The sequence below is a fragment of the Halorientalis litorea genome (genome assembly GCF_023028225.1).
GTDB classification, from domain to species: Archaea; Halobacteriota; Halobacteria; order Halobacteriales; family Haloarculaceae; genus Halorientalis; species Halorientalis litorea.
This window is the reverse complement of sequence record NZ_CP095482.1, coordinates 192,156-218,067: the sequence shown is the minus strand read 5'-3', so window position 1 is coordinate 218,067 and position 25,912 is coordinate 192,156. Positions and strand designations below refer to the sequence as shown.

The 25,912-nt window shown below is 65.6% G+C and carries 33 protein-coding genes and 2 tRNA genes; 7 read left to right on the top strand and 28 right to left on the bottom strand.

What is annotated here, in order from left to right; genetic code table 11:
• Positions 1-107 precede the first annotated feature (107 nt).
• The 4 genes from MUG95_RS01225 to MUG95_RS01210 form a co-directional block, all read right to left on the bottom strand.
• On the bottom strand, positions 108-437 hold the full coding sequence (locus MUG95_RS01225; protein WP_247009251.1) for a 4Fe-4S dicluster domain-containing protein: 330 nt from the start codon (positions 435-437) through the stop codon (positions 108-110).
• A 45-nt stretch (positions 438-482) separates the two neighbouring features.
• Entirely contained in the window at positions 483-2,195 is a 1,713-nt protein-coding gene (locus MUG95_RS01220; protein WP_247009250.1) for a glutamate--tRNA ligase, read from the bottom strand.
• 72 nt (positions 2,196-2,267) lie between these two features.
• The gene (gene idsA3, locus MUG95_RS01215; protein ID WP_247009249.1) at positions 2,268-3,311 is read right to left on the bottom strand and encodes a geranylfarnesyl diphosphate synthase; all 1,044 of its coding nucleotides are present in this window, start codon (positions 3,309-3,311) and stop codon (positions 2,268-2,270) included.
• Positions 3,308-4,654 carry a ribonuclease J gene (locus MUG95_RS01210; protein WP_247009248.1) on the bottom strand — a complete coding sequence of 449 codons (1,347 nt, stop codon included), beginning with the start codon at positions 4,652-4,654 and terminating at the stop codon, positions 3,308-3,310. The genes idsA3 and MUG95_RS01210 overlap by 4 nt, the downstream gene beginning before the upstream one ends.
• A 382-nt stretch (positions 4,655-5,036) precedes the next feature.
• Between MUG95_RS01210 and MUG95_RS01205 the strand changes: the two genes are divergently transcribed.
• The gene (locus tag MUG95_RS01205) at positions 5,037-5,417 is read left to right on the top strand and encodes a hypothetical protein (protein ID WP_247009247.1); all 381 of its coding nucleotides are present in this window, start codon (positions 5,037-5,039) and stop codon (positions 5,415-5,417) included.
• Between the two features lie 80 nt (positions 5,418-5,497).
• Here MUG95_RS01205 and MUG95_RS01200 read toward each other — a convergent pair whose 3' ends face one another.
• Positions 5,498-6,307, bottom strand: coding sequence for an SDR family oxidoreductase (locus MUG95_RS01200; RefSeq protein WP_247009246.1), 810 nt, complete (start codon positions 6,305-6,307; stop codon positions 5,498-5,500).
• 148 nt (positions 6,308-6,455) lie between these two features.
• Between MUG95_RS01200 and MUG95_RS01195 the strand changes: the two genes are divergently transcribed.
• Complete coding sequence (locus MUG95_RS01195) at positions 6,456-7,643, top strand: acyl-CoA dehydrogenase family protein (RefSeq protein WP_372608181.1); 1,188 nt, start codon at positions 6,456-6,458, stop codon at positions 7,641-7,643.
• On the opposite strand, the gene MUG95_RS01190 is transcribed toward MUG95_RS01195, so the two are convergent.
• From MUG95_RS01190 to moaA, 18 genes are all read right to left on the bottom strand, one after another.
• Entirely contained in the window at positions 7,638-8,606 is a 969-nt protein-coding gene (locus tag MUG95_RS01190) for a hypothetical protein (RefSeq protein ID WP_247009245.1), read from the bottom strand. The genes MUG95_RS01195 and MUG95_RS01190 overlap by 6 nt on opposite strands.
• 123 nt (positions 8,607-8,729) lie before the next feature.
• Complete coding sequence (locus tag MUG95_RS01185; RefSeq protein WP_247009244.1) at positions 8,730-9,476, bottom strand: isopentenyl phosphate kinase; 747 nt, start codon at positions 9,474-9,476, stop codon at positions 8,730-8,732.
• Positions 9,473-10,465 (bottom strand): mevalonate kinase, encoded by a 993-nt coding sequence (mvk, locus tag MUG95_RS01180; protein WP_247009243.1) that lies wholly within the window; start codon positions 10,463-10,465, stop codon positions 9,473-9,475. The genes MUG95_RS01185 and mvk overlap by 4 nt, the downstream gene beginning before the upstream one ends.
• A gap of 69 nt (positions 10,466-10,534) precedes the next feature.
• Positions 10,535-10,903: a DUF5518 domain-containing protein gene (locus MUG95_RS01175; protein WP_247009242.1), complete on the bottom strand. Its 369-nt coding sequence runs from the start codon at positions 10,901-10,903 to the stop codon at positions 10,535-10,537.
• 51 nt (positions 10,904-10,954) lie between these two features.
• On the bottom strand, positions 10,955-11,731 hold the full coding sequence (rpsB, locus tag MUG95_RS01170; RefSeq protein WP_247009241.1) for a 30S ribosomal protein S2: 777 nt from the start codon (positions 11,729-11,731) through the stop codon (positions 10,955-10,957).
• Positions 11,728-12,930: a phosphopyruvate hydratase gene (gene eno / locus MUG95_RS01165; RefSeq protein ID WP_247009240.1), complete on the bottom strand. Its 1,203-nt coding sequence runs from the start codon at positions 12,928-12,930 to the stop codon at positions 11,728-11,730. The genes rpsB and eno overlap by 4 nt, the downstream gene beginning before the upstream one ends.
• On the bottom strand, positions 12,927-13,106 hold the full coding sequence (locus tag MUG95_RS01160) for a DNA-directed RNA polymerase subunit K (protein WP_247009239.1): 180 nt from the start codon (positions 13,104-13,106) through the stop codon (positions 12,927-12,929). Before MUG95_RS01160 ends, eno begins: the two co-directional genes overlap by 4 nt.
• 8 nt (positions 13,107-13,114) lie before the next feature.
• Complete coding sequence (locus MUG95_RS01155; RefSeq protein WP_247009238.1) at positions 13,115-13,306, bottom strand: DNA-directed RNA polymerase subunit N; 192 nt, start codon at positions 13,304-13,306, stop codon at positions 13,115-13,117.
• A gap of 11 nt (positions 13,307-13,317) precedes the next feature.
• Entirely contained in the window at positions 13,318-13,716 is a 399-nt protein-coding gene (locus tag MUG95_RS01150; RefSeq protein ID WP_247009237.1) for a 30S ribosomal protein S9, read from the bottom strand.
• Complete coding sequence (locus MUG95_RS01145) at positions 13,710-14,147, bottom strand: 50S ribosomal protein L13 (protein WP_247009236.1); 438 nt, start codon at positions 14,145-14,147, stop codon at positions 13,710-13,712. The genes MUG95_RS01150 and MUG95_RS01145 overlap by 7 nt, the downstream gene beginning before the upstream one ends.
• Complete coding sequence (locus tag MUG95_RS01140; RefSeq protein WP_247009235.1) at positions 14,144-14,494, bottom strand: 50S ribosomal protein L18e; 351 nt, start codon at positions 14,492-14,494, stop codon at positions 14,144-14,146. Before MUG95_RS01140 ends, MUG95_RS01145 begins: the two co-directional genes overlap by 4 nt.
• Before the next feature lie 18 nt (positions 14,495-14,512).
• Positions 14,513-14,597 (bottom strand) — tRNA-Leu (locus tag MUG95_RS01135).
• 120 nt (positions 14,598-14,717) lie between these two features.
• Positions 14,718-15,479 (bottom strand): DNA-directed RNA polymerase subunit D, encoded by a 762-nt coding sequence (locus tag MUG95_RS01130; protein WP_247009234.1) that lies wholly within the window; start codon positions 15,477-15,479, stop codon positions 14,718-14,720.
• 3 nt (positions 15,480-15,482) lie between these two features.
• Positions 15,483-15,872 carry a 30S ribosomal protein S11 gene (locus tag MUG95_RS01125; RefSeq protein WP_247009233.1) on the bottom strand — a complete coding sequence of 130 codons (390 nt, stop codon included), beginning with the start codon at positions 15,870-15,872 and terminating at the stop codon, positions 15,483-15,485.
• Position 15,873: 1 nt separating this feature from the next.
• Positions 15,874-16,398 carry a 30S ribosomal protein S4 gene (locus tag MUG95_RS01120; protein ID WP_247009232.1) on the bottom strand — a complete coding sequence of 175 codons (525 nt, stop codon included), beginning with the start codon at positions 16,396-16,398 and terminating at the stop codon, positions 15,874-15,876.
• Positions 16,398-16,931: a 30S ribosomal protein S13 gene (locus MUG95_RS01115; protein WP_247009231.1), complete on the bottom strand. Its 534-nt coding sequence runs from the start codon at positions 16,929-16,931 to the stop codon at positions 16,398-16,400. The genes MUG95_RS01120 and MUG95_RS01115 overlap by 1 nt, the downstream gene beginning before the upstream one ends.
• A gap of 19 nt (positions 16,932-16,950) precedes the next feature.
• A tRNA-Ser gene (locus tag MUG95_RS01110) sits at positions 16,951-17,035 on the bottom strand.
• Between the two features lie 166 nt (positions 17,036-17,201).
• A complete protein-coding gene (moaA, locus tag MUG95_RS01105; protein ID WP_247009230.1) occupies positions 17,202-18,209 on the bottom strand; it encodes a GTP 3',8-cyclase MoaA in 1,008 nt (335 codons plus the stop codon).
• 135 nt (positions 18,210-18,344) lie between these two features.
• On the opposite strand from moaA, the gene MUG95_RS01100 reads away from it, so the two are divergent.
• Positions 18,345-19,406 carry an Mrp/NBP35 family ATP-binding protein gene (locus MUG95_RS01100; RefSeq protein WP_247009229.1) on the top strand — a complete coding sequence of 354 codons (1,062 nt, stop codon included), beginning with the start codon at positions 18,345-18,347 and terminating at the stop codon, positions 19,404-19,406.
• A 24-nt stretch (positions 19,407-19,430) separates the two neighbouring features.
• On the opposite strand, the gene MUG95_RS01095 is transcribed toward MUG95_RS01100, so the two are convergent.
• The 4 genes from MUG95_RS01095 to MUG95_RS01080 form a co-directional block, all read right to left on the bottom strand.
• Positions 19,431-20,249: an ABC transporter permease subunit gene (locus tag MUG95_RS01095; RefSeq protein WP_247009228.1), complete on the bottom strand. Its 819-nt coding sequence runs from the start codon at positions 20,247-20,249 to the stop codon at positions 19,431-19,433.
• Entirely contained in the window at positions 20,246-21,055 is an 810-nt protein-coding gene (locus MUG95_RS01090; protein WP_247009227.1) for an ABC transporter permease, read from the bottom strand. The genes MUG95_RS01095 and MUG95_RS01090 overlap by 4 nt, the downstream gene beginning before the upstream one ends.
• On the bottom strand, positions 21,052-21,972 hold the full coding sequence (locus tag MUG95_RS01085) for an ABC transporter ATP-binding protein (protein ID WP_247009226.1): 921 nt from the start codon (positions 21,970-21,972) through the stop codon (positions 21,052-21,054). Before MUG95_RS01085 ends, MUG95_RS01090 begins: the two co-directional genes overlap by 4 nt.
• A 95-nt stretch (positions 21,973-22,067) precedes the next feature.
• Positions 22,068-22,508, bottom strand: a complete 441-nt coding sequence (locus tag MUG95_RS01080; RefSeq protein ID WP_247009225.1) for a DUF7960 family protein — start codon at positions 22,506-22,508, stop codon at positions 22,068-22,070.
• 86 nt (positions 22,509-22,594) lie between these two features.
• Between MUG95_RS01080 and MUG95_RS01075 the strand changes: the two genes are divergently transcribed.
• Positions 22,595-23,626 (top strand): tyrosine--tRNA ligase, encoded by a 1,032-nt coding sequence (locus MUG95_RS01075; RefSeq protein ID WP_247009224.1) that lies wholly within the window; start codon positions 22,595-22,597, stop codon positions 23,624-23,626.
• Here MUG95_RS01075 and MUG95_RS01070 read toward each other — a convergent pair whose 3' ends face one another.
• On the bottom strand, positions 23,627-23,980 hold the full coding sequence (locus tag MUG95_RS01070; RefSeq protein WP_247009223.1) for a winged helix-turn-helix transcriptional regulator: 354 nt from the start codon (positions 23,978-23,980) through the stop codon (positions 23,627-23,629).
• Positions 23,981-24,119: 139 nt separating this feature from the next.
• Between MUG95_RS01070 and MUG95_RS01065 the strand changes: the two genes are divergently transcribed.
• From MUG95_RS01065 to MUG95_RS01055, 3 genes are all read left to right on the top strand, one after another.
• Entirely contained in the window at positions 24,120-24,536 is a 417-nt protein-coding gene (locus tag MUG95_RS01065; RefSeq protein WP_247009222.1) for a DoxX family protein, read from the top strand.
• Between the two features lie 135 nt (positions 24,537-24,671).
• Positions 24,672-25,265, top strand: coding sequence for a flavin reductase family protein (locus tag MUG95_RS01060; protein ID WP_247009221.1), 594 nt, complete (start codon positions 24,672-24,674; stop codon positions 25,263-25,265).
• Positions 25,266-25,370: 105 nt separating this feature from the next.
• Positions 25,371-25,847, top strand: a complete 477-nt coding sequence (locus tag MUG95_RS01055) for a sodium:calcium antiporter (RefSeq protein ID WP_308219603.1) — start codon at positions 25,371-25,373, stop codon at positions 25,845-25,847.
• The last annotated feature ends 65 nt before the right edge of the window (positions 25,848-25,912 follow it).

The following is a 25,912-nucleotide window of genomic DNA, read 5'->3' as shown; positions in this document are numbered from 1 at the left end:
GTTGTTCATCCTATTTTGGTATTGTGCCTCGACAGGTGGAAACAGAGCCAAAGCATCGGCTACCGGGGGCGACGAACTGTCAGAAGCCGTGGCGACCGACCGTCGACTCAGATGCGGCCTGCGCGCCCGGGGTCCACGTCGATGGCGTCAACCGGGCAGACGTCGACACAGAGCATGCAGTCGATGCACTGTTCCTCGCTCGCCGGGTCGGCCTTGATTTCACTCTCGGGGTGGTCGGGTGTGTCGACCCACTCGAACACGTCCACGGGGCAGTCCTCCAGACAGGCCCCGTCCGCGATGCAGATGTCGAAGTCCACGGCGACGTGGGTCCCGTGGATGCCCAACTCCTCCGGTTCGTCGACCGGTCCCCACACGTCGTGCCCGTCGTGTTCCTCGACGACTTCACGGTTCTCCTCGAACTCCGGGTCAATGGCCATTAGGCTATATTTCCGCGGGAAGACACTTAAAGTTTGAACCGAACCTCAGGGATGCGCGTAGTAGGCCACGGTTTCCTCCCCGTCGTGGCTGTCGACTCTGGCGAACCCGACGCGCTCGAACTGCACCACGGCGTCGGCCTCGTCGCCCTCGATACCCGGTTCGGCGTGTCCCGTCACGTCCCCGTCCATCGTCCGCAGTCTGAGTGGACGGCTCTCGGCAGGAACCCAGTGGACGACGGGTACGTCGCCGTCGCGTACCACCTCGATGTCGTCGTCCGTGTACTCGAACCCGTCCCCATCTCGGCGGACCGGGCCGTACCCTTTCAGCCATACGCGCTCGCCCTCGGCAGGCACGTCCTCGGATTCGAGTCGTACGGCGTCACCGACTTGGATGTCCCGCGTTCCCCGGCCCTCGTGGTCCGGGTGGCGCGGCGGGTGGGCGGCGTCCGGGCCGTCGGCGAGTGCGACCTCAACGCCGTCGCGGACGAAGAACCGCCGGTCCGCCCCGTCGTCTATCAGGTCGCGGTTGTTCGCGTACACCGCGGACATCGCGAGGTCGACGTTCGAGGTGGACGTGCCGAGTTCGACCATCGCGTCCACGATGGCCTGCCCTCGGATGCCCCGCTGCTTCAGACTCGCGAGCGTCGGCGCGCGCGGGTCGTCCCAGCCGTCCAGTTCCCCGGCGTCGATTCGCTCCTTGATGGTCGAGGTAGAGAGCGACACGTCGTAGGCGTCCACTTGGACGTGGCCCCAGTGGACGACTTCGGGGTACTCCCAGTCGAAGTAGTCGTAGACGAACCGCTGACGCTTGGCCGAGTCCTGCAGGTCGATGCCCCGGATGATGTGCGTGACGCCCGTCAGGTGGTCGTCGACGCCGCTCTGGAAGTCGAGCATCGGCCAACACCGGTACTTGGCCGCTTCCTCGCGGGGGTGAGGCGTGTCGATGATGCGGAAAGCCACCCAGTCCCGGAGCGCGGGGTTCTTGTGTTCGATGTCGGTCCGCACGCGCAGGACCATCTCCCCGGAACTGTACTCGCCGGCGACCATCGCGTCGAACTCCTCCCGGGTCGTCTCGGCGTCTTTCGCTCGGTGTGGACAGGCCTCCCCGTTGTTCTTCAGGTCGGAGAACTCCCCCTGTGGACACGAGCAGGTGTAGGCCCCGCCCTTCTCGACGAGCCTCCGGGCGTGGTCGTAGTAAGTTTCGAGACGGTCGCTGGCCCGGATGACCTCGTCGGGTTCGAACCCGAGGTAGTCGATGGCGTCGAGGATGGCGTCGTAGGCGTCCAAATCCGGCCGCTTCGTCTCGGGGTCCGTGTCGTCGAACCGCACGAGGAACGACCCGTCGTAGCGGTTCTTGTACGTCCCGATGACCGAGGGCATCCGCGCGTGGCCCAGATGCCACGGGCCGTTGGGGTTCGGCGCGGCACGCATCCGCACCTCGTCGTACTCGTCTGTGTTCGGGAGGTCCGGGAGTGGGTGGTCCTCGCCCTCGTCCTCGGCGTCGAGTTCGTCGAGGGCCTCCGGGTCGAGTTCGGCCAGTCGCTCGCGCTGTTCGGCCTCGCTCATGGCGTTCACGTCGTCGATGACCGGCGCGACGACGCCCGGAATCTCGTCGCCGTACTCGCGAAAGTCGGGGTTCTCGCCCATCAGCGGCCCCATAATCGCTCCGACCTGTGCGTCGCTTCCGTGTTTGAGCGCGTTGAACAGGGCACTCGCCTCGGCGGCGTCCCTGACCCGCGCTTCGAGGTCGTCGTCCATTACCCCGGACTACTGCGTGGCCCCTCAAAACTTCGCCGTTCCCGAGTGGGGCCACACTGGCCCGTCTCGCGGTCAGTACTCGCGCTCGACGAGGTAGTCCGCGATACCGCGGAGGAGGTCCCGGGACTCGTTGTCCGGGAGTACGTCGAGGTTCCGCTTCCCGTTTCTGATGAGGTCGTGGGCCGTCTCGCGGGCGTACTCGATGCTACCCGCCTCGCGGAGGCGGTCGACGGCTGCCTCGATTTCTCCTTCCTCGACTACACCGACGCTGTCGGCCGTCACGAGGTTGTCCACGTCGACGCCGTTCTCGCGGGCGTGGAGCGTCACGAGCGTCTTCTTGCCCTCCACGAGGTCGCTCCCGCGCTGTTTCCCGAGCGTCTCGCTCGGCGTGGTCAAATCGAGCAGGTCGTCCTGAATCTGGAAGGCACGACCCACGTCCAACCCGTAGCCGTACAGGGCGTCGACGGCGTCGTCGGCACCGAGCAACATCGCGGGGACGGCCGCGGCGGCCGCGTACAGCACGGCAGTCTTCAACTCGACCATGTCGAGGTACTCGTCCGGGTCGACGGCGTCGCGAGACTCGAAGTCGATGTCGATGGCTTGCCCCTCACAGATTTTCGTGCAGGTGGTGGCCAGTTCCGAGAGCGCGCGCACCGACCGGTCGGCCGGCGCGCCGGTTTCGAGCATCGATTCGAACGCCTTCGAGTAGAGCGTGTCGCCAGCGAGTATCGCCGTTTCGAGGTCGTACTCCTCGTGGACTGCGGGGACACCACGGCGCATGTCGTCGTCGTCCATGATGTCGTCGTGGATGAGCGTGAACGACTGGATTATCTCGATGCTCACCGCGGCGGACATCACGTCGACCGGACCTGCCGGTGACGGGAACGCCCGGTAGTCCGCGTCGGCCGGGTCCACGTCCGCGATAGCCTCTGCCGCGAGGAGAAGGACAGTCGGCCGGAGTCGCTTCCCGCCCGCGTCCAGCAGGTACCGCGACGCCTCGTACAACCGCTCCGGGCGGATAATCGGCAACTCCTCGCTGATGGCCTCGTTGACGTACTCGCGGCGCTCGGTGAGTCCCGCTTCGACCGCCGCCTGCGTGGCCCCGTTGTCGCTCATTCCACGAGCTGAATCATGTTGCCGTTCCGCGTCACGTGCAGGTCACGGCCGAGCGTGTACCCCATGTTGCTCGCGAGGTCCACGTACGGTGCGAAGCCCTCCATGTCTTGGTGAGCGGGGATGACGTGCTGGGGCTGGAGGGCATCGAGCATCTCGTAGTGGCCTTCCTCGCGGAGGTGGCCCGAGACGTGGATGTCGTCGTAGATGCGCGCGCCCTGCATGCCGAGCAGTTGCTCGCTCTGGTAGCGCTGACCCTCGTTGGTCGGCTCGGGGATGACCCGCGCCGAGAACAGCACCTTGTCGCCGTCTTCCAGTTCGTACGGCGTCTCGCCCCGGCCCATCCGGGTGAGCATCGCGCGTGGCTCGCCCTGGTGGCCCGTCACGATGGGCAGGAAGTTCTCCTTGCCCTCGTTCATGACTCGCTTGAACGTCCGGTCGACGGACTTGCGGTGACCGTACATCCCGAGGTCGTCGGGGAAGTCCACGAAGTCGAGTCGCTCTGCCGTGCCCGAGTACTTCTCCATCGACCGTCCCAGCAATACCGGCTGGCGGCCGATGTCCTCGGCGAACTCGACGAGTGACTTCACGCGGGCGATGTGTGAGGAGAACGTCGTGGCGACGATACCGCCGTCGTAGTCCTCGACGCTGGTCATCACGTCTTTGAGGTGGCGACGGGCGACGGCCTCGCTGGGCGTGCGGCCCTTGCGACCGGCGTTGGTACAGTCCTCGATGTAACAGAGGACGCCGCCGTCCTCGCGCGCTATCTCCCGGAACCGCTTCATGTCGATGGGGTCACCGATGACCGGGGTGTGGTCCATCCGCTTGTCCAGTCCGTAGACGATGGACCCCTCGGGTGTGTGGACGACGGGGTTGATGGCGTCGATGATGGAGTGGGTGACGTTGACGAACTCGAGTTCGTTGCGTTCGCCGATTTGCATCGTCTCGCCGGCCTCCATCTTCACGAGGTCGTTCTCGACGCCGAACTTCTCCTCGCTCTGAATCTGCTGTTTGACCAGTTCGATGGTGAACGGCGTCGCCACGATGGGTGCGTCGTAGCGGTGGGCCAACTTCGAGATGGCACCGATGTGGTCGAGGTGGCCGTGCGTCGGCACGATGGCCTTCACGTCGCCTTCGAGGTCGCTCATGACCCGGTCGTCCGGGATTGCTCCCATGTCTATCAGGTCGAGGCTGTGCATCCGCTCGGTTTCGACGTTGTCGTGGATGAGAACCTTCGACAGGTTCAGCCCCATGTCGAAGATAACCACGTCGTCCCCGGCCCGCACTGCTGTCATCTGGCGGCCGACTTCCTGGTAGCCGCCGATTGTCGCGATTTCGATTTCCATAGTTGTGTCGCCGAGTCGACCGCCGAGAACACGGATGCCCGCGACGACCGGCAAAACACGCGCCGTTCGAGATGGTCCGAAGACTACCGACGCCCACGCGTCACCGGGACACGTCCGGAATGCGACGCCGGGCCAACGGCCCTGTCGCACGGTGACGGGAGGGTGCCTGTTCCGGTCCGGACACATCGAACCGCTCGATGTGGTGCCGGCCGCCGCGTCCGCGTCCGGGCGACCGTACGCTCGGTTACGTCGTCCTTCGACGGCTGCTCATAAAAACTGTGGGGTTCGCCCGCCGCTCCGCCGTCGCCGCTCTCGCCCCTATTAAAGAAACCGTGGTTTATTTGCACTCTTCTTAGGGACTTTCGGCGCGTATCTTCCGGTAATGTTCCAGAACGCCTCCGTTCGTGTTCCGCGCGTGCCACCCGGCGTCGACGTCAAACTGCTCGTGCCGGTACTCGGCCTCATCGCCGCCGAGGTGTGGTACTTGGCGACGCAGGCGAGTGCCGTCATCTTCCCCGCCTTCTGGATGGTCCCGATGGCGGCCGTCCTCCTGTTGTACGCCCTCGACGAGTCGCTGTCGCTGGCGACGGTGACGGCCGTCCTGTTCTCGGGGCGTCTCTTGGGGCTTCCGTACCTCTTTCTGGCCCCGATGGACAACTACCTCCTGTTCTACGGGCTGTTCATGGCTCCCGTGGACGTACTCATCCTCCTCTACGCGTTCCAGACGTCGGACGACAGCGGCGAGCGTGCCCGGACCGCCTGACGCCACGGTGTGACCGCCCCGGTCCCTCGGTGGTTCCCGCCGCGTGCGGTCGGGCCGACCCGACCGGTAGGGGAGCGCGTCTATTCGTACGGTGACCCACGGATGAGGTGGCCGCCGTCCACGCTGAAGTACCCGCCCGTGATGTAGTTCGCCGCCGGACTCGCGAGGAAGAGGACGAGCGGAACGCAGTCGGCTGGCGTCCCGAAGCGGTCGGCCACGACTTCCGAGAGCAGGTAGTCGGGCAGTTCGCCACCGGCCGCGTTCTTGATGCCTTCCGTCTCGATGATGCCGGGTGCGACGGTGTTCGCTGTGATGCCGTGCTGTGCCCACTCGCCCGCGAGCGATTGCATGAGGTTGTGGATGCCCGCCTTCCCCGCACCGGAGTGTGCGTGGAACGGCGCGCCCATCTCGGAGTTCGTCGCGCCCATCGCGATGATGGTGCCGCCGTCGTTCGCTATCATGTGTTCGCCGACGGCGAAACTGCAGTAGGCCGTCCCGTCGAGGATCGTCCCGACGACGGCCCGCCACCCGTTCGCGCTCAACTCTTCGGCGGGTGTGAGGAAGTTCGCCCCCGCGTTGTTCACGAGAATCGTAATCTCGCCGAGTTCCTCGACGACAGTCTCGACCATCGCCTCGACGTTGTCGGCGTCGCGCACGTCGACTGTCGTCGCACACGCGTTCTGCCCGCGGGCCTCTATCTCCTCGGCGACCGGTTCGAGGTGGTCCATGTCGCGACTCGCGATGGCCACGTCGGCCCCGTGGTCCGCCATGGCCAGTGCTATCTCCTCACCGATACCCGTCCCGCCACCCGTAATCAGGGCTGTCTCGCCCGCGAGTAGATTGTCGTCGAACAGTTCCGTACTCGGCGGCGTCGCCGGAAAGTTCGTCATCGTGTCCCTTATCGCGGAGACCCACGGTAAATGAGTTTCTAATTCATTGTGATACCTTCCCACGTGCGCACCCGTGCCGAAACTATAAACTCGTATTTAATTTCTTGAGTTCGGAAAGCGTTAACATACCGACACCCGTGGAGAGTGTATGATAGATTTCTCCCTGACAGAGGAGCAGCGAGCGGTCAGAAAGACGGCACGCGAGTTCGCCCAGAACGAAGTCGACCCGGTCGCCCGCGAACACGAAGAAAGTGGCGAGTGGCCCGAGGAAGTCTGGCAGAAGGCCGTCGACGCGGGACTCATCGGCGCGTCCATCCCCGAGGAGTACGGCGGAGCTGGGATGGGTGCCGTCGAGGGGACAATCTTCGCCGAGGAAATCGCCTACGCGGACGCCGGGATGCTCGCGGCCATCGGCACCGAGTTCGGCACGCGGATGATTGCGGAGTACGGCTCCGAGGAGCAGAAAGAGTGGATTCTGGAGGGCGTCTCCTCGGGTGAACTCATCGGCGCGATGGGTAACACTGAACCCGAACACGGGAGCGACGCCGCCAGCATCGAGACGAGAGCCGAGAAAGTCGAGGGAGACCGAACCACGACCAGTCCTGCGGTGCCGGAGGCAGAGGAAGACGGCGGCGAGTACGTCATCGACGGCGTGAAGACGTTCATCACGCACGGTTCCATCGCCGACTACGTTCTCACGATGTGTCGCACGGGCGAGGAGGGACACAGCGGCGTCTCGGCCATCATCGTCGAGACGGACCGCGACGGCTTCGAGGTGGAGTCCGACATCCACAAGATGGGCTGGAACGCCTCCGACACCGCCCAACTGCGCTACGACGGCGTGCGGGTCCCCGAGGAGAACCTCGTCGGCTACGAGAACATGGGCTTTTACCAGTTGATGGAGTTCTTCGAGCAGGAACGGGTCGGCATCGCCGCACAGGCTCTGGGCATCGCTCAGCGGTGTCTCGACGAAGCGATGGACTACGTGGGCGAGCGCACCCAGTTCGACCGCGAACTGCAGGAGTTCCAAGCCGTCCAGCACGACATCGCGGACATGGCGGTGAAAGTGGAGAACGCACGCTCGCTCACCTACCGCGCCGCGGCGAAGTTGGACGAGGGTGAGAAGCCGACCAAGCTAGCCAGTATGGCGAAACTCTACGCCTCCGAAGTCGCGGAGGAAGTCGCCAGCGACGCTATGCAACTCCACGGTGGCAACGGCTACACCCGCGACTATCCCGTCGAACGCCAGTACCGTCACGCGAAACTCTACCAAATCGGGGAGGGCGCGAGCGCGATTCAGCGCAACATTATCGCCGGCGAACTCCTCGACCTATAGGTCGTCCTCGTCGAGCGGTTCCCAGTCCCCGGGTTCGTCCGTGGTGTCCTCGATGTCCTCGAACTCCGCGTCCTCGACCGCTTCCTCGTCCGCCTCGACATCGGGTGCAGGGCCGTCTTCGACCCGATAGATGTCCGCTCGCTCGATGTCGCTGTCTGCCTGCTCGGCCCCGTATCCCGCTGGCTCGCCCGCACCGGCCCTGTACTCGTCCGTTCCCGTGCCGGTGTCGTCGTACGGTTCGTCGGTCGAACTGGTGGCACCCGCTCCGTAGGCGTCCTCCTCGACCGGGTCCGGGTCCCGGTCGCTCGCGGTCGACGGTCCGGCAACCGCGCCGCCCTCGTCCGCCGACGGCTCCGTGGCTTCGCTGACGACCCTGTCGAGTTCCTCGCCGCTCGGTTCGCCGTCGATTGTCGCCCCCGTGTCGGACGTCGCTGAGTCCGGGTCGGTGGCGGCGTCGTCCCGTGCCCCGTCCCACGTCGACCCCGTGTCGGCAGTGCCGGTATCGGCCGTCTGCCCGGACGTGTCGTCGGTGTCGTCGCTCGCCGCCGCAACCGGACCCGAGTCGTCGACGCCGGCACTGCTGGCCGTCGGTTGGCCTTCGGCGGCCGACGCCTCGGCCGCGCCAGTCTCCTCAGACTCGTCCTCGGGTTCGGCCGCCTCCTCGGCATCACCGCCACCGGACTCCGTCAAGTCGACACCGGTGGCGACACTGTCGGCGACGAACTTGTGCAACAGGCCCAGCGACGCGCCGTAGACCCACAGGACACCAACGAGCGAGAGGACGACGCCGCCGCCGACCGCGGGCGTGAGAGTACTCTGTGTCCGGGTCGATGTATCGATACCGCCAGCGGCGAGGGCGGCCCCGCCGCCGATGAACAGCCCACCGACGACGAGCACGAGCAAAGAGAGACCGAGAAACTTGAAGCCGTATTTCAGTCCGTCGAGCGTCCTGACAGTCGACATGCTCTCACCCACGTATGACAGGAGTGAAATAGGTTACGCCGTCCGTCGGCCGTCCGCCCGCAGGGTAGCGGTTTCCCCCACCACGCGGGTCCCGTTCCGGAAGGGTGTACGCCCGGGGCCCCGCTATCGGTCGGTGTGTCCGTCGACCACCGTTCCGGGGGTTTCGCCGCCGAGGAACGCCGACAGGTCCTCGGGTCCGAACACCGCGGCGGGAGCACGCAGTCCGAGCAGTGCCTCCACCTTGGCGGCCATCCCGCCGGTCACGTCCGTCGTGTCGCTCGCGCCGAGGGCGTCGGCAACCTCGGTGAAGGCGTCGATACGCCCGATTACGTCTCCGTCGGTGTCGAGGACGCCGGGGACCGTCGAACAGAGGCCGACCCGTGCCGCGTCGAGTCCCTCCGCCAGTTCGACGACCAGTTCGTCGCCGCTCACGATGGTCGCCCCCGCGTCCGCGTGGACCACCACGTCGCCGTGAAGCACCGGAGTGAACCCCTCGGCGAGCATCGACGCGACGCCCTCGGCGGCCATCCGCAAGTCGCCGTCTGCCGTCCGATGGGCGAGCGAGAGCGGGTGAACCGGGAGTGCCGACACGCCCGCCCGGGCGAGTGCGTCGACCACCGCGTCGTTCAGCCGTGTCATCGCTCCGTGTACGTCACGGACGGCGGCGGCGTCGTGGGTTCCGTCCGTCGTCGAGACGCCGTGTCGGTCGGCGTAGTGGTGGCCGAAACTACCGCCGCCGTGGACGAGAACCACGTCGTCGCGCGCCTCGGCGACTGCCGCGGCCGCCTCCTCGATCGCCGCCTCGTCGAGCGTCTCCGGCGACTCCTTCCGGGTGACGACACTCCCACCGAGTTTGAGGACCGTCGTCATGGCTCCTCCACACGGACGCCGTCTGCGTCGAGTTCCGCCCGGAACGTCGTCTCACACCCCGGCGTGTACTTCAGTGCCGTCTCCGCGCCGTCCGTCCGGTCGAGGGCCACGATGCACCCGCCGCCGCCCGCGCCCGTGAGTTTCGCGCCCAGCGCGTCGGACTGCCGGGCCGCCCACACCATCTCGTCCAGCGAGCGCGCCGAGACACCCAGTGCCGACAGCAGGCCGTGGTTGAAGTCCATCAGGCGGCCGATTTCCGCGAGGTCACCGTCGGCCAGTGCGGCCTCGCCCGCCCGCACGATGTCCCCGATGGTCTCGACGGTGTCGGCCGCGAAGTCGTACTCCTCGCGGAGTGCCCGCACTCCCGCGACGAGTTCGCCCGTGTCGCCCGCGCCGCCGTCGTACCCGATGACGAACGGGAGGTTCGGCACGCTCTCTATGGCCCGACAGTCCTCACCCTCGACGCGGACGGCCCCGCCGACGGCGGAACAGAACGTGTCCGCCCGCGAGGCCTGTCCGTCCTGTACCTCGTACTCGACGCGGAACGCCCGGTCCGCGATGTCCCGGGCCGTCAGTTCGACGCCCAACTCCCGTGTCGCCGCGTCGATACCCGCGACGACGACGGCCGCCGACGACCCGAGTCCCGCACCGAGCGGAATCGCGCTCTCGACGGTAATCTCGAACCCCGCGTCGGGCCTGTCGGCGGCGTCGCGGGCCTGTTCCACCGCGCCCTCGATGTACCCCACCGCGGCCTCGACCAGCGACTGTGACACGTCCACGTCCGGTGTCGTCTCACTCTCGCCGTCGTACTCGACGGTGAACCCGTCGAGGGTCAGGTCTTCGGCGTGGACTCGCAGGGCGTCGTCGTCGCGTTCGTTCACCGTGACCCGTGCCCGCCGCTCGATGGCACAGGGGACTGCTGGCTCCCCGTATACGACCGCGTGTTCCCCGAACAGATACACCTTCCCCGGGGCACTCGAAGCGACCATGCCACTCCGTCGGTCCGGGGGGATGTTAGGTATTTCCGAAGGACACGGCCTGCCCGCGTGGCCTCGGCCTCACAGCACGTCTTCGGTGTAGAGATACTCGCCGACGTAGCCCCCGAGCGCGCCCAAGCCGACGCTGTAGACGAGGAGCAACCCGAACACGAACACCAGCACGACGATGCCGAATCCGGCACCGAACCCCGCCCGCGGCCCGCCGCCCATCACCGGCACGAACGCGAGGAAACTCCCGACCAGAAAGAAGATGAACAGGAGTGGGATGGTCGCGATGGCACCGGAGATGGCACCCACTTTCACCCCGTCGCGCCGGTTGAGATAGCCCGCGACGGCACCGCCGACGACCGGAGCGAGTCCGGTAAAGGAGGTCAGGACGGTCACGACGGCACCGACGAGCGCGTTCTGGCGAGTATTACCTTCTGCCATACCGCAGCGTGACCACGCGCTCGAATATAAACCGATGGAAAACAGTGCCGTTCAGATACCGCTCTCGAAGTCTTCGAGGGCGTAGGCCGGTTCCGCACCGCGCCGGTCGAGCGTCTCGTTGGCCAGCAGCCAGTAGACGACCGACAGTGCCTTGCGCCCCTTGTTGTTCGTCGGGACGACGAGGTCCACGTTGCCGGTCCCGTTGTTGGAGTCACACATCGCGATGACGGGAATGCCGACGGTGATTGCCTCCTTGACCGCCTGACTGTCGCCGATGGGGTCGGTGACGACCACCACGTCGGGTTCGATGTACCCGTCGTAATCGGGGTTGGTCAGCGTCCCGGGGATGAACCGGCCGGTCCGGGCGCGCGCCCCGACGGCGTCCGCGAACTTCTCGGCCGGGAACCGGCCGTACTGGCGCGAGGAGGCCACGAGCACCTGCTCGGGGTCGTAGTTCGCGAGGAAGTCCGCGGCCGTCCGGACGCGCTGGTCGGTCATCGACACGTCCAGCACGTACAGCCCGTCAGTGCGGACGCGGTGGATGAACCGCTCCATGTCCTTGGTCTTCTGCTGGGTCCCGATGTGGACACCAGCCGCGAGGTAGTCCTCGACGGGGATGAGGAGGTCCGCCTCGTCGTCGGGCATGACGTCCTCGTCCAGCCGTGGCTCCGCTGTCTCTTCGGCCGCCTCGTCGGCGGCCTCTGTCGATTCGTCTGCAGACTCGTCGCCGTCTCGTTCCTCGGCCACGGCCCCGGCCTCGGTGGCCGGGTCCGGGTCGACGTCGGATTCGGTGGCGTCGAGCCCTTCTTGGTCTTCGTCTCCGCTCATGCGTTGTCCTCGATTCGGATGAGTTCGTTCAGCTTGGCGGTTCGCTCGCCACCGACCGCACCGGTCTTGATGAACGGTGCGTCGGTCGCAACGGCGAGGTGTGCGATGGTCGTGTCCTCGGTCTCACCGCTCCGGTGGGAGACCACAGGGTCGTACCCGCTCTCGACTGCCATCTCGATGGCGTCGAAGGCGTCGGTCAGCGTGCCGATTTGGTTGGGCTTGACGAGGATGCTGTTCGCCGCATCCTGCGCGATGCCGTCCGCCAACCGGTCCGTGTTGGTCACGAACAGGTCGTCACCGCAGACCAGCGTCTCGTCTCCCACTCGGTCGGTCAACTCGGCGAAGGCCGCGTAGTCGTTCTCGTCGAGCGGGTCCTCGACGTAGACGAGACTGTACTCGTCCACGAGGTCCGCGACGTACGCTATCTGCTCGTCCGTGTCGCGTTCGCGGTCCCCGTAGCGGTACACGCCTGCCTCGGGGTCGTACAGTTCCGCACCGGCCACGTCGAGACCGAGACGGACCTCGAAGCCCACCGCGTCCTCGACGCGCGCTATCGCCTCGGCGACGACTTCGAAGGCCTCCGCGTCGTCGACGGACGGTGCCCACGCGCCCTCGTCGCCCTTGCCCGCGGGCAGGTCTCGGTCGTGTAGGATGTCCGCGACTTCGCCGTGGACGGCCGCGTTGGCGAACACGGCGTCGGTCACGCTCGGCGCGCCGACCGGGGCCGCGAGGAACTCTTGGATGTGGGTCGCGTCCGCGGCGTGTTCGCCACCGCCGACGACGTTGCCCAGCGGCACCGGGAAGTTCCGACCGCGGAACGCGCCGCCGAGGTGCTGGTACAGCGGGATGCCCTGTACGTCCGCACCGGCCTTGGCCGCGGCCATGCTGATGGCGACGGCACTGTTGGCACCGATTTGCGAGAAGTCGTCGGTACCGTCGGCGGCGTGGAGCGCGGCGTCGACGCCGCGCTGGTCACCCGCGTACACTTCACCGACCAGTCGCGGGACGGCGTGTTCGCGGGCCGCCGCGATTGCCTCGTTCGGCGGGAGTTCGACAGCCTCGTACTCGCCCGTCGACGCACCGCTCGGTGCCGCGGCGCGGCCGAAGCCCCCACTCTCGGTGGTGACTTCCGCCTCGACAGTCGGGTTCCCCCGCGAGTCGAGGACGCGCCGGAGCGCGACGCTGGCGACCAGCGTCACTGTTCACCCCGCCACACCGTAAAGGGCAGGACACCAGCGTCGTACTCCTCTGCCGCGATGAGGATGGGCTGGGTCTGCTCCGTGTCGATGAGCACCGGCGCGCCGTGGGCCACCTGCAGTGCTCGCGCGCCGAGGATGCGAGCCTTCTCGTATCGGTTGTCTTGTTGGTCAGCCATGTGCGGTGTCACTGATACGGTGCGACGATGTCGACGAGGTCTTTGTGCGAGACGAGCATGCGACGGCAGCAGTGTCGCTCCAAGCCGAGGTCGTCGAGGACCGCCTCCGGGTCCTCGCCCTCTTGGGTCCGGGATTTAAACTCCTCCCAGTGCTCGCCGACGACGGTACCACACGTGAAACACCGGACTGGGACCATCATGCGTGCTCACCTCACCGGTATGATTTCTGGTAGCGCGCACGGGCACCCGGTCCGCCCCACTTCTTGGGCTCGGACTGGCGCACGTCGTTGACAAGGAGCGACCGGTCGAACTCCATGTACGCGTCACGCAGTTCCGCGTCGTTCGTGTGCTGGACCAGCCCGCGAGCGATGGCCGTCCGCACCGCGTCGGCCTGCCCGCTGGTGCCGCCGCCCTCGACCTGCACATCCACGTCGACGCCCTCGCGCAGGTCGTCGTCCGCGATGCGGAACGGCTCCAGCATCTTCAGCTGTGACAGTTCCGGTTCGACCAGTTCGACCGGCCGGGCGTTCACCCGGACGAGTCCCTCGCCGTCCGTCACCGTCGCTCGCGCGATGGCCGTCTTCTTCTTGCCTGATGTGTTCGTTACCATGTGACGTTTGCTCCGAGTTGTTCGCTGATCGTCCCCAACTGGACGAACTTGATGTTCGAGAGTCTATCCAGCGACGTTCCCTCGATGATTTCGCCGTCCTCGTCGTTCGGGTTGCCCTTGTAGACGCGGACGTTCTCGTACGCCTCGCGGCCGCGGGGCTTCTTGTACGGAAGCATCCCGCGAATCGACCGCTTGAAGATGCGGTCGGGCTGTTTCGGGTAGTACGGCCCGCGGTCCGAGCCGACTTCCCGCCGCGTCTGGTACTTCTCGACGAGTTGCTCCTCGCGGCCGGTGATGACCGACTGCTCGGCGTTGATGACGGCGACGCGTTCGCCGTCGAGTGCGCGCTCGGCCACCTCGCTGGCGACCCGTCCGAGGATGCAATCTCGGGCGTCGATGACCGTCTCGGCCTCGAAGTCCGGCACGCTCATCGAATCACCCGCACGTCGGTACCGTCGGGGTTCTGTTCGACTGCCTGTTCGATATCCATGTATTCGCCGACTTGGTCGATTTTCGTCTGTGCCGTCCCGGACACGTCCACGGCGGCGACGGCAACGTCCTTCTGCAGGACGCCGCTGCCGAGGACTTTGCCCGGCACGACAACCGTTTCGTCTTCCCGTGCGTACCGCTCGATGCGGCCCAGGTTGACTTCGGCGTGTGTACGACGCGGCTTCTCGAGTTGCTCTGCCACGTCGGCCCAGACGTCCCCGCCCGAATCACGGGCGGTCGACTTCAGGTCGGCGATGAGACTACGTAGTCTCGGGTTCGTCTTGCTCATAACCTACCTCCAGAGAAGTGCAGGGAGCAGGATTTGAACCTGCGGACCCCTACGGGACAGCGCCCTGAACGCTGCGCCGTTGGCCTGACTTGGCTATCCCTGCGTGCTTGTGTCAGTTCCAACTGCCCCTTCAAACCGCTTACGGTTGCCCGCCGCTCTGCCCGGCCGCTCGTCAGGGTACGGCTGGCGTCATGTCGGGGGGTACTCGGGGCAGTAGCTGTTCTCATAACTGTACGGCTTCCTTCAGTTCGGTCGCGCGGCCGGACAGCGTGTCCACGGCCTGGGTCACCAGTTCGTCGACCGACAGCGACCCGTCCGTCTCGACGCTGAACACGAAGGCGTTCGGTACGTCGTGTACCTCGACATCCTTCCCCGGGTACCGGTTCGTGAGGTCGTGGTCGAACTCTTCGGTCGGGACCAACTCGCCGTCCTCCTCGATGACACCGCGGAGGATGTGCGGGTCGTCGTCGCCGAACTCGTCGGCGTCCCCGACGACCTCCACGCGCTGGAGGTGTCGGTAGCCGACGGCCACGCCGCCTTGGTGTTTCGCGTGTTCTCGACCGCGGTCCATCACCGCGTCGGCCTCGACTTCGAGACGCTGTGGCGTCTCGGACCCTTCTGGGTCCTTGAGGTCGATGATGGGAATGTTCTCGTCGGCCGGCTTTACTTGATCGTCGCTGCTGACGAGGTCACCGGAGTAGGCCGTGCCCGGCCCCTCCACGTCCAGCGCGAGGGTGACGGTCTCACCGACTTCGTAGTCGTCGGGCGTGGTCAGCGGCACCAACCCGAAGCGAAGTGCGATCATCTCGTCGAACATCACCGACGAGTTCTCGATGACGCGTACTTCGTCGATGGACAGCGTCGGCACGTCGGCTATCATGGCCCGCCGGACGCCGTTGGCGAACGCTGGGGTGACCCCACGCACGAGGAACCGTGCGTCGCGTTCGTCCCGGTCGATGAACTGGACCTCGTAGTCGCTTGCCATGAGTTAGAATCCGCTGTTTTTCGGGCCACGTGTCCCGTCGTGCGGGATGGGTGTCACGTCCTCGATACGGCCGATTTCGAGGCCGGCACGGGCCAGTGCCCGGATGGTCGCCTGCGCGCCCGGGCCGGGGTTGGTCTGCTGGTTCCCGCCGGGGCCACGAACGCGCACGTGGACGCCTTCGACGCCCTGCGCGAGGGCCTCCTCGGCGACGACTTCGGCCATCTGCATGGCCGCGTACGGCGACGCCTCGTCACGGTTCTGCTTGACGACGGTCCCGCCGGAGGACTTTGCCAGCGTCTCCGCGCCGGTCTGGTCCGTGATGGTGATGATGGTATTGTTGAACGATGCGTGTACGTGGGCGATGCCCCAGATACTCTCTTGCGTTTCGGACATGTTACTGCTCCTCCGCACGTTCGGGGTGGAGTTCGTCCGTCAGCGGACTCGCGCTGTCGAAGCCGACGGTGTCGGCCTCGTCGACGGCCACCTTCGCCGACGGCTCGGTGACGCGTCGGTCGCCCAGCGTGATGTGCCCGTGGACGATGAACTGGCGGGCCTGCTTCGCGGTGTTGGCGTAGCCCTTGCGGTAGACGACCGTCTGGAGGCGACGCTCCAGTACGTCGGTCACGTCCAGCGACAGGATGTCGTCGAGGCCGTCCTCGGAGCCGAGAATCCCGAGTTTCTGCAGTCGCGTCAGAAACTCGTCGCTCTCGGCGGCGGCCGCCTCGGCGTCACCCTGCGCTTGGCCCAGCAGTTCGCGGGCCTCCCGGCGGAACGACCGCAGTTCCGACTGGGCGCGCCAGAGCTCTTCCTTGTTCTTCAGGCCGTAGCGCCCGACGAGGTCGTGTTCGCCGGCGATGCGCTCGCCCTGGAAGGGGTGGTTCGGCGTCTCGTAGCCTTTGGTGTTGCTGCCGAGCGCCATTATTCCTCACCACCTTCCTCTTCGGCGGCTTCCTCGGCCTGTTCTTCTTTGATGGCCTCGACGTTGACGCCGATGGTCCCCTCGGTACGTCCGGTAGACTTCGTACGCTGGCCACGGACTTTCTGTCCGCGCTTGTGTCGAACGCCCCGGTAGGAGTCGATCATTTTCATTCGGTTGATATCTTGTCGCCGGGTGAGGTTGAGGTCGTTCCCCACCTCGTGGGTCGTCTCGCCGGTGAAGAAGTCCGACTGGTGGTTCGTCATCCAGTCGGGCACTTCGTCGGCGTACCCTTCGACCAACTCGACGACGTCCTCGATGGTGTCGTCCTCGAGTTTGCCGAACACTGCCCGGCGGTCCACGTCCGCCTTCTCGGTGATGATGCGGGCGGCGCGGGTTCCGATGCCGTTCATGTCAGTCAATGCTCGCTCGACGGACTTCGTGCCGTCGAGGTCTGTCTGTCCGATGCGGACGAAGTAGCGGATGTCCTCTTCCTCCTCCGTCTCTTCGTCCTCGGGTGGGTCTTCTGCACTCATGTGTACCGGTTTCGGTCAGCGTCGTGGCGGGGATTCGAACCCCGGAGGCTTGACGCCACAGAGTTAGCAACCCTGCGCCTTGGGCCAGGCTTGGCTACCACGACCCGTGTCGCTTGCAATTATCTCATCGCCCGCGAGGCACGCTGCCTCGTACTGGACTCGGGGCGTACACCCCTGCACGAGCGTACGATGACTTCCGCCGCCCCCGTATAAAAACGCAACGAATCACGTCACCGCTGCCTGCCGGAGTGGACCGGGACAGCGAGTCGGTCAGACGCCGATGTACTCCTCGTTGATGCTCCACTCGCCGTCGTCGTCTTTCATCATGTACTCCCCGTAGTAGGGCACGCGGTTGGCGACGACTTCGCGGAACGTCTCGCGTATCTCCGGTTTCGTCATTTCTCCCATCGACCGCAGGTCGTCGTTGCGGTTGAGACACCCTTTGAGATACCCTTCGTGTGTGACGCGCACGCGGTGGCAGTTCGCACAGAACTCGGCGTTCTCCACGGGGTCGACCACCTCGACCATCCCGCCGTCGCCGGTACCCTTCGCGCCGTCGTCCGACTGCTCGCCCCGCTTTTCGTCTATCCAGTAGCGTCGCCGGTCGTGCATCTCCCGGTGTTCGACGGTGTGGGCCTGCTCCTCCAGCCAACCGTGGACGCGTTCGATGTCGACGGCCCAGTCTGGCCGCCCGGCCAGTTCGGGCATGTACTCGATGAGTTGGAGTTGGAGGCCGTCGTTCGCGGCGACGTGGTCGACCATCTCGGGGACGTATCCGGCGGTGGCCTCGAAGACGACCATGTTCAGTTTCACCGGGTCCAGTCCCGCGTCGAGCGCGGCGTCGACGCCCTCGATGACCGCCTCGTACTCGCCGCTCTGTGTGACCTGCTTGAACGCCTCGGGGTCCAGCGCGTCCTGGGAGACGTTCACCCGGTCGAGTCCGGCGGCGACCAACTCCTCGGCTTGGCCGGGCAGGTAGGTGCCGTTAGTCGTCAGCGATGTCTCCATCCCCGCGGGTGCGCGCTCGATGATTTCCGCGAGGTCGTCGCGCAACATCGGTTCGCCGCCGGTGAACTTCACTGCGTCCACGTCGAACTCGCGGGCGACTTCGAGGAACCGGACCACGTCGTCGGTGGCCATCTCGTTGTCCTGCGGTTCCATCGGCCCCCGCGTGTCGCCCAGTCCCTCGTTGTGGCAGTAGACACAGTCGAAGTTACACCGGTCGGTCAGGGAGACTCTGACCCCGGTGACTTCGCGCCCGAACTGGTCAACGAGCATACCACGGCTACCGGACCGACGTGCTTAAATCCGCCGTCGTTAGCGGCCGTTATGTAATCTTGAGCGGTTACATCACCCGCGCGAACCGCGGTTCGCTCCACAACCCTTATCGACTGGGGCGGACCTACCGGAGATATGGACGAAGCCGACGTGCGCGACAGACTCCGCGGCGTCACGGACCCCGACCTCGGCGACGACATCGTGTCGCTAGAGTTGGTCAACGAAATTTCCTTCGAGGGCGACACAATCAGAATCGACCTCGCGCTCGGTGCCCCCTACTCACCGATCGAGACTGGCATCGCAGACGAGGTGCGCGCCGCGCTCTCGGACGTCGACTACGAAATCGACCTCTCGGCGAGCATCGACCGCGGCCTCTCGGCCGACGAGCAAATCCTCCCGGACGTCAAGAACATCATCGCCGTCGCCTCCGGGAAAGGCGGCGTCGGGAAGAGTACGGTCGCGGTGAACCTCGCGGCCGGCCTCTCGCAACTGGGTGCGCGGGTCGGTCTGTTCGACGCCGACGTGTACGGGCCGAACGTCCCGCGGATGCTCGACGCCGAGGAACGGCCGAAAGCGACCAAAGACGAGACGCTCATCCCGCCGGAGAAGTACGGGATGAAACTGATGAGCATGGACTTCCTCGTCGGCGAGGACGACCCGGTCATCTGGCGCGGCCCGATGGTCCACAAGGTCCTCACCCAGCTGTGGGAGGACGTCCAGTGGGGCGCGCTCGATTACATGGTCGTCGACTTGCCACCGGGCACCGGCGACACGCAACTCACGCTCCTGCAGAGCGTCCCCGTCTCCGGGGCCGTCATCGTCACGACGCCACAGGAGGTGGCCGTCGACGACGCCCGCAAAGGGCTGGAGATGTTCGGCAAACACGAGACGCCGGTGCTGGGTATCGTCGAGAACATGAGCGGGTTCCGCTGTCCCGACTGCGGGTCCGAACACGACATCTTCGGCGAGGGCGGCGGCGAGGAGTTCGCCGACGAGTCCGAGATGCCCTTCCTCGGGTCCATTCCGCTGGACCCCCGTGTCCGCGAGGGTGGCGACGACGGCCGCCCGACGGTACTGGACGAGGACAGCGACACCAGCGAGGCGTTGCGCGAGTTCACGAACAACGCCGCGAACATGCAGGGACTCGTCCACCGCCGCGGGCTGTCGGTCCAGCGGTCGGAACCGCACTCGCACTGACCCACGCCGCGACGGCGATACGAGTCAGAGGTCCATTGCGGTGAACCGCCAGTATCCGAGAGCCAGCGGGGCTGCTATCCACACACTCAATAACACGGCCGCCATCCACCAGTCGACGTACAGGGGCGCGCCGTCGGCGACGTATCGTCCCGCTCGCTCGATGTCGAATCCGACCCTGAGTAGCCGGTAGTAGGACTCGGCCGGCTTGAGGAGGCGGAACAGCAACGCCCAGTCGGGCATGTTGGCCAGCACCGCGGCGTCAAACCGGTGCAAGATGACGAGGACTACTGAATGGACCTCGTCCCAAATCAGTGCGAGCAGTAGGTAGCTTCCGAGGGCACCGAAGGTGATTCGCCGGTCGACAGTTGTCGACATCGACACGCCGAGCGCGATGCCGACGAACGCGACACCGTACAGCACAGTCACGAACAGGAACCACGGGTACAGGACGGCACCGTCCGTTCCGTAGCGGGCCGCCCCAGCGACACCTGCAGCGGCGAGTGCCACGAGTGTCGGGACGAGCAAGACGACGGACCGACCGACGAACTTCCCGACGACCATGTCCTTCCGGGAGTTGGGGAGCGATAGCGAGAGGTAGACGCTCCCGCTGGTCCGCTCCCCGGCGATTGACTTGTAACTGAGAAGAACCGCAATCAACGGTAGGAGTATGCCGACGACGCCCGCTAGGCCGTCCAAGAACGCGACGAACGCCATCTCACCGAGGTACGCGTGTGCGGCGGCGTAGCCGACGAACACGACCAGCAGGAGCGCGGACAGGGCCCAAATCGACCACGACCGGCTGGCATCGTGGACGTCTTTCCGTGCGATGTCTCGCCAACTCATGCGATGTCCCTCCCGGCGAACCGGCGGTACGCGAGCCACAGCGGCCCGACGGTCCAGCAGCCAAGCAACACCAGTGCAACCCACTCGCTGAGGTACCACGGACCAGCGAGCGAGGCACTCGGGTCGATGAACCCCGCGGTGAGCCGGTCGAACACGTTCCCGGGCGTGAGTCCGAGGACGAACCGCGCTGGACCGGGCAGTTCACCGCCGATGAGGCCGGCCGCCCTGAGCCCGAGTTCGACTGCCGTCCCCAGCGGGTCCCACACGAGCGTGAACAGTGCGAACAGGCCGAATCCCAACACGATTGCGCGTTGCTTGGTCGCCACTGCGAGCGAGACGGCGACACCGATGGCTGTCCAGACGATGCCGAACACCACTGTGAGTGCGACGAAACCGAGGAACTCGGCCAGCGCGAGCGTCCCGAACGGGTACACGACGAGTACCCCCGCACCGACCATCGCGAGCAGAATCGTCGCGGCCAACACGCCGACGCGGCCAGCGAGTTTTCCGACGACGAGTGCTTTCCGACTGTAGGGAAGCGACAAATGGAGTCGCAGCGCGCCCGACTCCCGCTCGCTTACGACGGCATTGTATCCGAGCATGACGCCGACCAGCGGTACCACCGTCGTGACCCACCCGGAGACGAACCCCGAGAACCGTGCAGTCGTGAACGGTTCGTCACCGACGATGGGGTACACGTACGCCGCCACGACGATGCCGACCCCCAGCAGGCCGAGCAGAATCTTGACCGTCCGGGACTCTGCCGTCAGGCGTCCCTCCTGACGGGCGAGTACCGGCCACGTCATCTCCGTGTCCCTCTGGTGTACTCGACGAACATATCTTCGAGCGACGCCTCCTCGGTTCTGAAGTTCACCACGTCGACACCGGCTTCACGGAGTTCCACGAGAACGTCCATCTTCGCGTCGTTGGTGCAGGTGACTTGGATGGTCGTCTCGGAGTCGTCGCGGAACACAGCGGTTTCGACGCCGGGGACGGTCCTGACTGCCCCCAACGTTCCCTCTTTCACCTCGTCGAGCGTAATCACGAGTTTCGTTCCACCGCCGAGGGCTTCCCGGAGACCCGAAATCGTGTCCTTGGCGATGAGCTCACCGTCCTGCAGGATTCCGACCCGGTCACAAACTGCTTCGACCTGTTCGAGGATATGACTGGAAAAGAAAATCGTTGCCCCGCGCTCGTTCTCTTCGCGGAGGATTTCTCGGAAATCCGCAGCACCGTTGGGGTCGAGTCCGGTCGTCGGCTCGTCCAGAACTAACAGGTCCGGCGAGTCGACGAGTGCCATGCCGAGGACGAGCCGCTGTGCCATCCCTTTCGAGTAGCCACTCGCCTGACGGTCTGCGGCCTCTCGGATGCCGACGCGGTCCAGAATTTCGATAGGGTCGTCGTCGGCGTCTTTCGACCGGATAGCGTACTCGACGTGTTGGCGTCCCGTCAGCCGGTCGAACACGGAGTAGCCTTCGGGAAGGACCCCGACCCGCTCTCGGGCCGTAACACCGTTTCGCTGACAGTCGTGCCCGAAGATAGAGACCGCACCCTCCGAGGGCGTCACGAAATCGAGAAGCACGTTGATGAACGTCGATTTCCCGGCCCCGTTCGGTCCGAGGAACCCGAACGTTTCGCCGGACTCGACCGTGAGGTCGATGCGGTCCAGCGCGATTACCGTATCGTATCGTTTCGACACGCCCGTCGCTTCTATCGCGGCCATGCCCGGCCATACCGACGACGCCCGATTAAAACGTAGTGGAGGACTTCAGAGTCAGAAGTAAAGCCGGTCCCCGCCAGGCACCCGACCGGCGTAACTCAGGCTTCCGTCCGCAGGTCTTCCATTGCCCACGTGACGACGCGCGCCTCTACGAGGTCACGCAACTCGACGTTACTGTCCTCGTCGTACTCCTCGATGTCACGCTCGGCCTCGGCGAGCATCTCCCGTTCTAACGGCTCTTGATCGGGCTCGTCACGGATGTCGTTGAGCAGTGCCTCGAAATCGGCACGGAGGTCAAAGTCGGCACGGGCAGCGTTACACCGTGGGAGCGGGCTCATGCCCGCATCGAGGACGAGGTCGATGACCGTCTCCCAGTCGGAGTCACAGAAGTAGACCGACACTTCCCCCTCGATATCTTGCCACGCGATAGGGCCACTATTGTCGAGCAATTGAACGGCTCGGGGCGGGATGTCGAGTCGGGACACCGTCTCGGGGTTCCCACACAGACAGCACGGCTTGCCCGTCTTCCCGGTGTACATACCAATCATTCCGGACTGGGACGGCTTGTGTCTGTCCATCGGCCGCGACTGAAAGGTTTTAATCGGCGGCCGGGGGTATCGGAGGTATGGACACGGCCGAGCGGACACACCTCGTCACGCGGTACACCGAGGAAGTCGTCACGGAGGAGGAACTCACGGACCTGTTGGACGGTGACCCGTCGGCCTACATCGGCTACGCCCCGACCGGTGAGATGCACATCGGTCACTTCACCACCATCCGGAAACTGGCCGATTTCCAGCGGGCGGGCGTCGACGTGACGGTGCTGATTGCGGACCTGCACGCCCACCTCGACAGCGAGAAGTCGCCGTGGGACCTGCTCGACGCCCGGAGCGAGTACTACGAAGTCGCCATCCGCGCGATGCTCGACGCCGCCGGTGGCGACCCCGAGGCCGTCGAGTTCGTCCGCGGACAGGAGTTCCAGCTCTCCGAGGAGTACACCCTGGAGATGTACCGAATGGCCGCCGAGACGACGCTCTCCCGTGCCCAGCGCGCGGCCAGCGAAGTCGTCCGCGAGACGGAGAACCCGGCACTCGGAGGCCTCATCTACCCGCTGATGCAGAGCCTCGACGTGAAGGCTCTCGACGCCGACATCGCCTACGGCGGCATCGACCAGCGTGGCATCTACATGCTCGGCCGGGAAATCCTCCCGGACCACGGCGGCGAGGCACCCGTCTGCGTGTTCGCGCCGCTCCTCTCGGGACTCACCGGCGGCAAGATGAGTGCCTCCCAAGCGGCGTCGAAGGTGAACCTCACCGACACGCCCGAGGAGGTTGCGGAGAAGATAAACGATGCCTACTGTCCGCAGGGCGAAGTCGAGGACAACGGCGTGTTGGAGTACGTCCGTTACCTCGTGTTCCCGGTGCTGGAAGAGCGCGACGAATCGTTCGTCGTCGAGGTGCCCGAAGAGTACGGTGGGGACGAGGTGTACGACACATACGATGAACTGGAGTCGGCGTTCGTGGACGGTGACCTGCATCCACAGGACCTGAAGAACGCGGCCGGCGGCTACATCTCGGATGTCATCGACCCGGTGCGCGAACAGTTGGCCGAACGGCCGGACCTACTCGCCGAGGCCTATCCCGAGAGCGACGCGTAGTCAGTCCGCGATGGCCGTCTCGGGTTCGGCGTCCCCCGTATCGAGCCACTCGTCGGCCCACGCCTCTATCTCGTCGAAGACCGGACACAGCGACTCGCCTTTCTCCGTCAGGTCGTAGTAGGTGGCGACGGGCGCGTCCTCTTCGAGACGGCGCGTGACGAACCCCATCTCGCGCAGGTCGTCGAGGACGCGCGAGAGCGTCCGCGAACTGGCGTCCGTCGAGCGTTTGAGTTCGTTGAACCGCTTCTCGCCGTCGTGTAGATCGTGCAGGACGACGAGTCGCCACTGGGACCCAATCTGTTCGAGAGACTCGACCACGGGGCAGGCGTCCGGGTTGCTGGATTCCGCTGACATCGGTGTTACCTGATTGTACCACTGTCCGCGAACGCATATATAGGTTCGGTATCGAACTAAGTAATGTGATGAAATCAACTATCGCAGTGCAACCCGGTATCGAAGCGGAACCACGCCCAGTCGTCGGGGTGGTCGCCTGATGGTGTTCGACACCGTCGGGTCCGGCATCGTCTTCCTCCTCGCGCGGGTGCTGTTCGGCGGCGTCCTCGCGTTCATGGGGTTGAACCACCTCTCCAGCGGGGACCAGATGGTCCCGTACGCGGCGGCGAAGGGCGTTCCGGCGGCGGGGCTGATGGTCCCGTTCACCGGCGGGATGCTCCTCGTCGGCGGCCTCTCCATCGTCACGGGCGTCTACCCCGTCGTCGGGGCAGGCGCGCTCGCGGTGTTCCTGCTGGTGACCACGCCCGTCATGCACGACTTCTGGGCCGCGCCCGCCGAGGAGCAACAGAGCGAGATGACGGCGTTCCTGAAGAACGTCGGCCTGCTCGCGGGGTCGCTCGTCTTCCTCGCGCTGGCGAGCGTCCAGTGGCCCTACGCAGTGGGCGTCGGACTCTAATACCGGGGCGTCATAGGGGCTATCGCACGAAATGTTCGACACGAGCCCCACCCACACCTCGAACCGCGACGGTGCCGCGTTCGGCCACCCGACTGACGCGTCCGACGCCGTGACGGCCGGCCGGGAGTGGTCGGCGTGAAAATCGACCCCGAGACGCACCACCGGTCGCTGTACCGCACGCTGACTGGCGCGGTGATTCCCCGACCTATCGGCTGGATATCGACCACGAGCGAGGACGGCGTCGACAACCTCGCGCCGTACAGTTTCTTCAACGTCGTCTCCGCGCTCCCGCCGACGGTGATGTTCGCCCCCAACAAGGAGGGCGGCGAGGAAATCAAGGACTCGGCCCGGAACGCCGAAGCCAACGGCGAGTTCGTCCACAACGTCGTCACCGCCGACCTCGCCGAGGGGATGAACCAGACGGCCGCGACACTCCCACCGGCGGAGAGCGAGTTCGACCACGCCGACATCGAGCGCGCCCCCTCGGAGAAGGTTTCACCGCCCCGCGTCGCCGGCGCGAAACTCTCCTTCGAGTGTGAGGTGCAGGACATCGTCGACATCGGCCACGCGAAAGTCGTGTTCGGTGAGGTCGTACTAGTCCACGCCGACGAGTCCGTACTCACCGACGACGGCAAGGTCGACGTGGAGCAAATCGACGCGGCCGGCCGCCTCGCCGGGAACTGGTACGCCTCGACCGACGACCGATTCAGGATGGTTCGGCCTGACTGAGGGAGTCCTGCTCCGACTCGCTCGACGGGCAGACACGTCGCTCGCGTGGCCACGACTATCAACTCGTACACGTAAACGACACTCGTGACGGAACTGTAGACCGCCATCGGTCTCGCTGTCGTCGCCGTTCTCGTCATCTGGAAGGGGAGCGAGTATTTCGAGCGGGCCGCACGACGCCTCAGTAAGTACTACGGACTGCCCGTTGCCGTCCACGGTGCTATCGTGGTCGCAGTCGGGTCGAGTTTCCCCGAGTTCAGCTCTGTCGTCATCAGCACGGTATTTCACGGCGAGTTTTCCCTCGGTGTCGGTGCCATCGTCGGGAGTGCCATCTTCAACCTCCTCGTCATTCCGGCCTTCTCGGCTCTGGCCAGCGAGGAACTAGAAGCGACACGCGACATCGTTCACAAGGACGCACAGTTCTACGTCATCAGCGTCCTCGTCCTGTTCATCGTGTTCATCCGCACCCACCTCGAACACACCGACCGCGAAGCGTACGGCTTCCTTCTCCTCCTGTACGCCTTGTTTCTCCTCTGGATGGTTCTCGAATCGGTCGGACTCGTCGAGACCGTTCGCGGTATCTAGCGAGAGGCGGGCCCGAACGAGCCGACGCACACCGCTCCGCTACGGCCGGGGGGTCGTGACAGGGT

Coding starts and splice junctions, on each gene's coding strand:
- MUG95_RS01225 (WP_247009251.1), bottom strand. CDS start 437: ATGGCCATTGACCCGGAGTTCGAGGAGAACCGTGAAGTCGTCGAGGAA.
- MUG95_RS01220 (WP_247009250.1), bottom strand. CDS start 2,195: ATGGACGACGACCTCGAAGCGCGGGTCAGGGACGCCGCCGAGGCGAGT.
- idsA3 (WP_247009249.1), bottom strand. CDS start 3,311: ATGAGCGACAACGGGGCCACGCAGGCGGCGGTCGAAGCGGGACTCACC.
- MUG95_RS01210 (WP_247009248.1), bottom strand. CDS start 4,654: ATGGAAATCGAAATCGCGACAATCGGCGGCTACCAGGAAGTCGGCCGC.
- MUG95_RS01205 (WP_247009247.1), top strand. CDS start 5,037: ATGTTCCAGAACGCCTCCGTTCGTGTTCCGCGCGTGCCACCCGGCGTC.
- MUG95_RS01200 (WP_247009246.1), bottom strand. CDS start 6,307: ATGACGAACTTTCCGGCGACGCCGCCGAGTACGGAACTGTTCGACGAC.
- MUG95_RS01195 (WP_372608181.1), top strand. CDS start 6,456: ATGATAGATTTCTCCCTGACAGAGGAGCAGCGAGCGGTCAGAAAGACG.
- MUG95_RS01190 (WP_247009245.1), bottom strand. CDS start 8,606: ATGTCGACTGTCAGGACGCTCGACGGACTGAAATACGGCTTCAAGTTT.
- MUG95_RS01185 (WP_247009244.1), bottom strand. CDS start 9,476: ATGACGACGGTCCTCAAACTCGGTGGGAGTGTCGTCACCCGGAAGGAG.
- mvk (WP_247009243.1), bottom strand. CDS start 10,465: ATGGTCGCTTCGAGTGCCCCGGGGAAGGTGTATCTGTTCGGGGAACAC.
- MUG95_RS01175 (WP_247009242.1), bottom strand. CDS start 10,903: ATGGCAGAAGGTAATACTCGCCAGAACGCGCTCGTCGGTGCCGTCGTG.
- rpsB (WP_247009241.1), bottom strand. CDS start 11,731: ATGAGCGGAGACGAAGACCAAGAAGGGCTCGACGCCACCGAATCCGAC.
- MUG95_RS01160 (WP_247009239.1), bottom strand. CDS start 13,106: ATGGCTGACCAACAAGACAACCGATACGAGAAGGCTCGCATCCTCGGC.
- MUG95_RS01155 (WP_247009238.1), bottom strand. CDS start 13,306: ATGATGGTCCCAGTCCGGTGTTTCACGTGTGGTACCGTCGTCGGCGAG.
- MUG95_RS01150 (WP_247009237.1), bottom strand. CDS start 13,716: ATGGTAACGAACACATCAGGCAAGAAGAAGACGGCCATCGCGCGAGCG.
- MUG95_RS01145 (WP_247009236.1), bottom strand. CDS start 14,147: ATGAGCGTGCCGGACTTCGAGGCCGAGACGGTCATCGACGCCCGAGAT.
- MUG95_RS01140 (WP_247009235.1), bottom strand. CDS start 14,494: ATGAGCAAGACGAACCCGAGACTACGTAGTCTCATCGCCGACCTGAAG.
- MUG95_RS01130 (WP_247009234.1), bottom strand. CDS start 15,479: ATGGCAAGCGACTACGAGGTCCAGTTCATCGACCGGGACGAACGCGAC.
- MUG95_RS01125 (WP_247009233.1), bottom strand. CDS start 15,872: ATGTCCGAAACGCAAGAGAGTATCTGGGGCATCGCCCACGTACACGCA.
- MUG95_RS01120 (WP_247009232.1), bottom strand. CDS start 16,398: ATGGCGCTCGGCAGCAACACCAAAGGCTACGAGACGCCGAACCACCCC.
- MUG95_RS01115 (WP_247009231.1), bottom strand. CDS start 16,931: ATGAGTGCAGAAGACCCACCCGAGGACGAAGAGACGGAGGAGGAAGAG.
- moaA (WP_247009230.1), bottom strand. CDS start 18,209: ATGCTCGTTGACCAGTTCGGGCGCGAAGTCACCGGGGTCAGAGTCTCC.
- MUG95_RS01100 (WP_247009229.1), top strand. CDS start 18,345: ATGGACGAAGCCGACGTGCGCGACAGACTCCGCGGCGTCACGGACCCC.
- MUG95_RS01095 (WP_247009228.1), bottom strand. CDS start 20,249: ATGAGTTGGCGAGACATCGCACGGAAAGACGTCCACGATGCCAGCCGG.
- MUG95_RS01090 (WP_247009227.1), bottom strand. CDS start 21,055: ATGACGTGGCCGGTACTCGCCCGTCAGGAGGGACGCCTGACGGCAGAG.
- MUG95_RS01085 (WP_247009226.1), bottom strand. CDS start 21,972: ATGGCCGCGATAGAAGCGACGGGCGTGTCGAAACGATACGATACGGTA.
- MUG95_RS01080 (WP_247009225.1), bottom strand. CDS start 22,508: ATGTACACCGGGAAGACGGGCAAGCCGTGCTGTCTGTGTGGGAACCCC.
- MUG95_RS01075 (WP_247009224.1), top strand. CDS start 22,595: ATGGACACGGCCGAGCGGACACACCTCGTCACGCGGTACACCGAGGAA.
- MUG95_RS01070 (WP_247009223.1), bottom strand. CDS start 23,980: ATGTCAGCGGAATCCAGCAACCCGGACGCCTGCCCCGTGGTCGAGTCT.
- MUG95_RS01065 (WP_247009222.1), top strand. CDS start 24,120: ATGGTGTTCGACACCGTCGGGTCCGGCATCGTCTTCCTCCTCGCGCGG.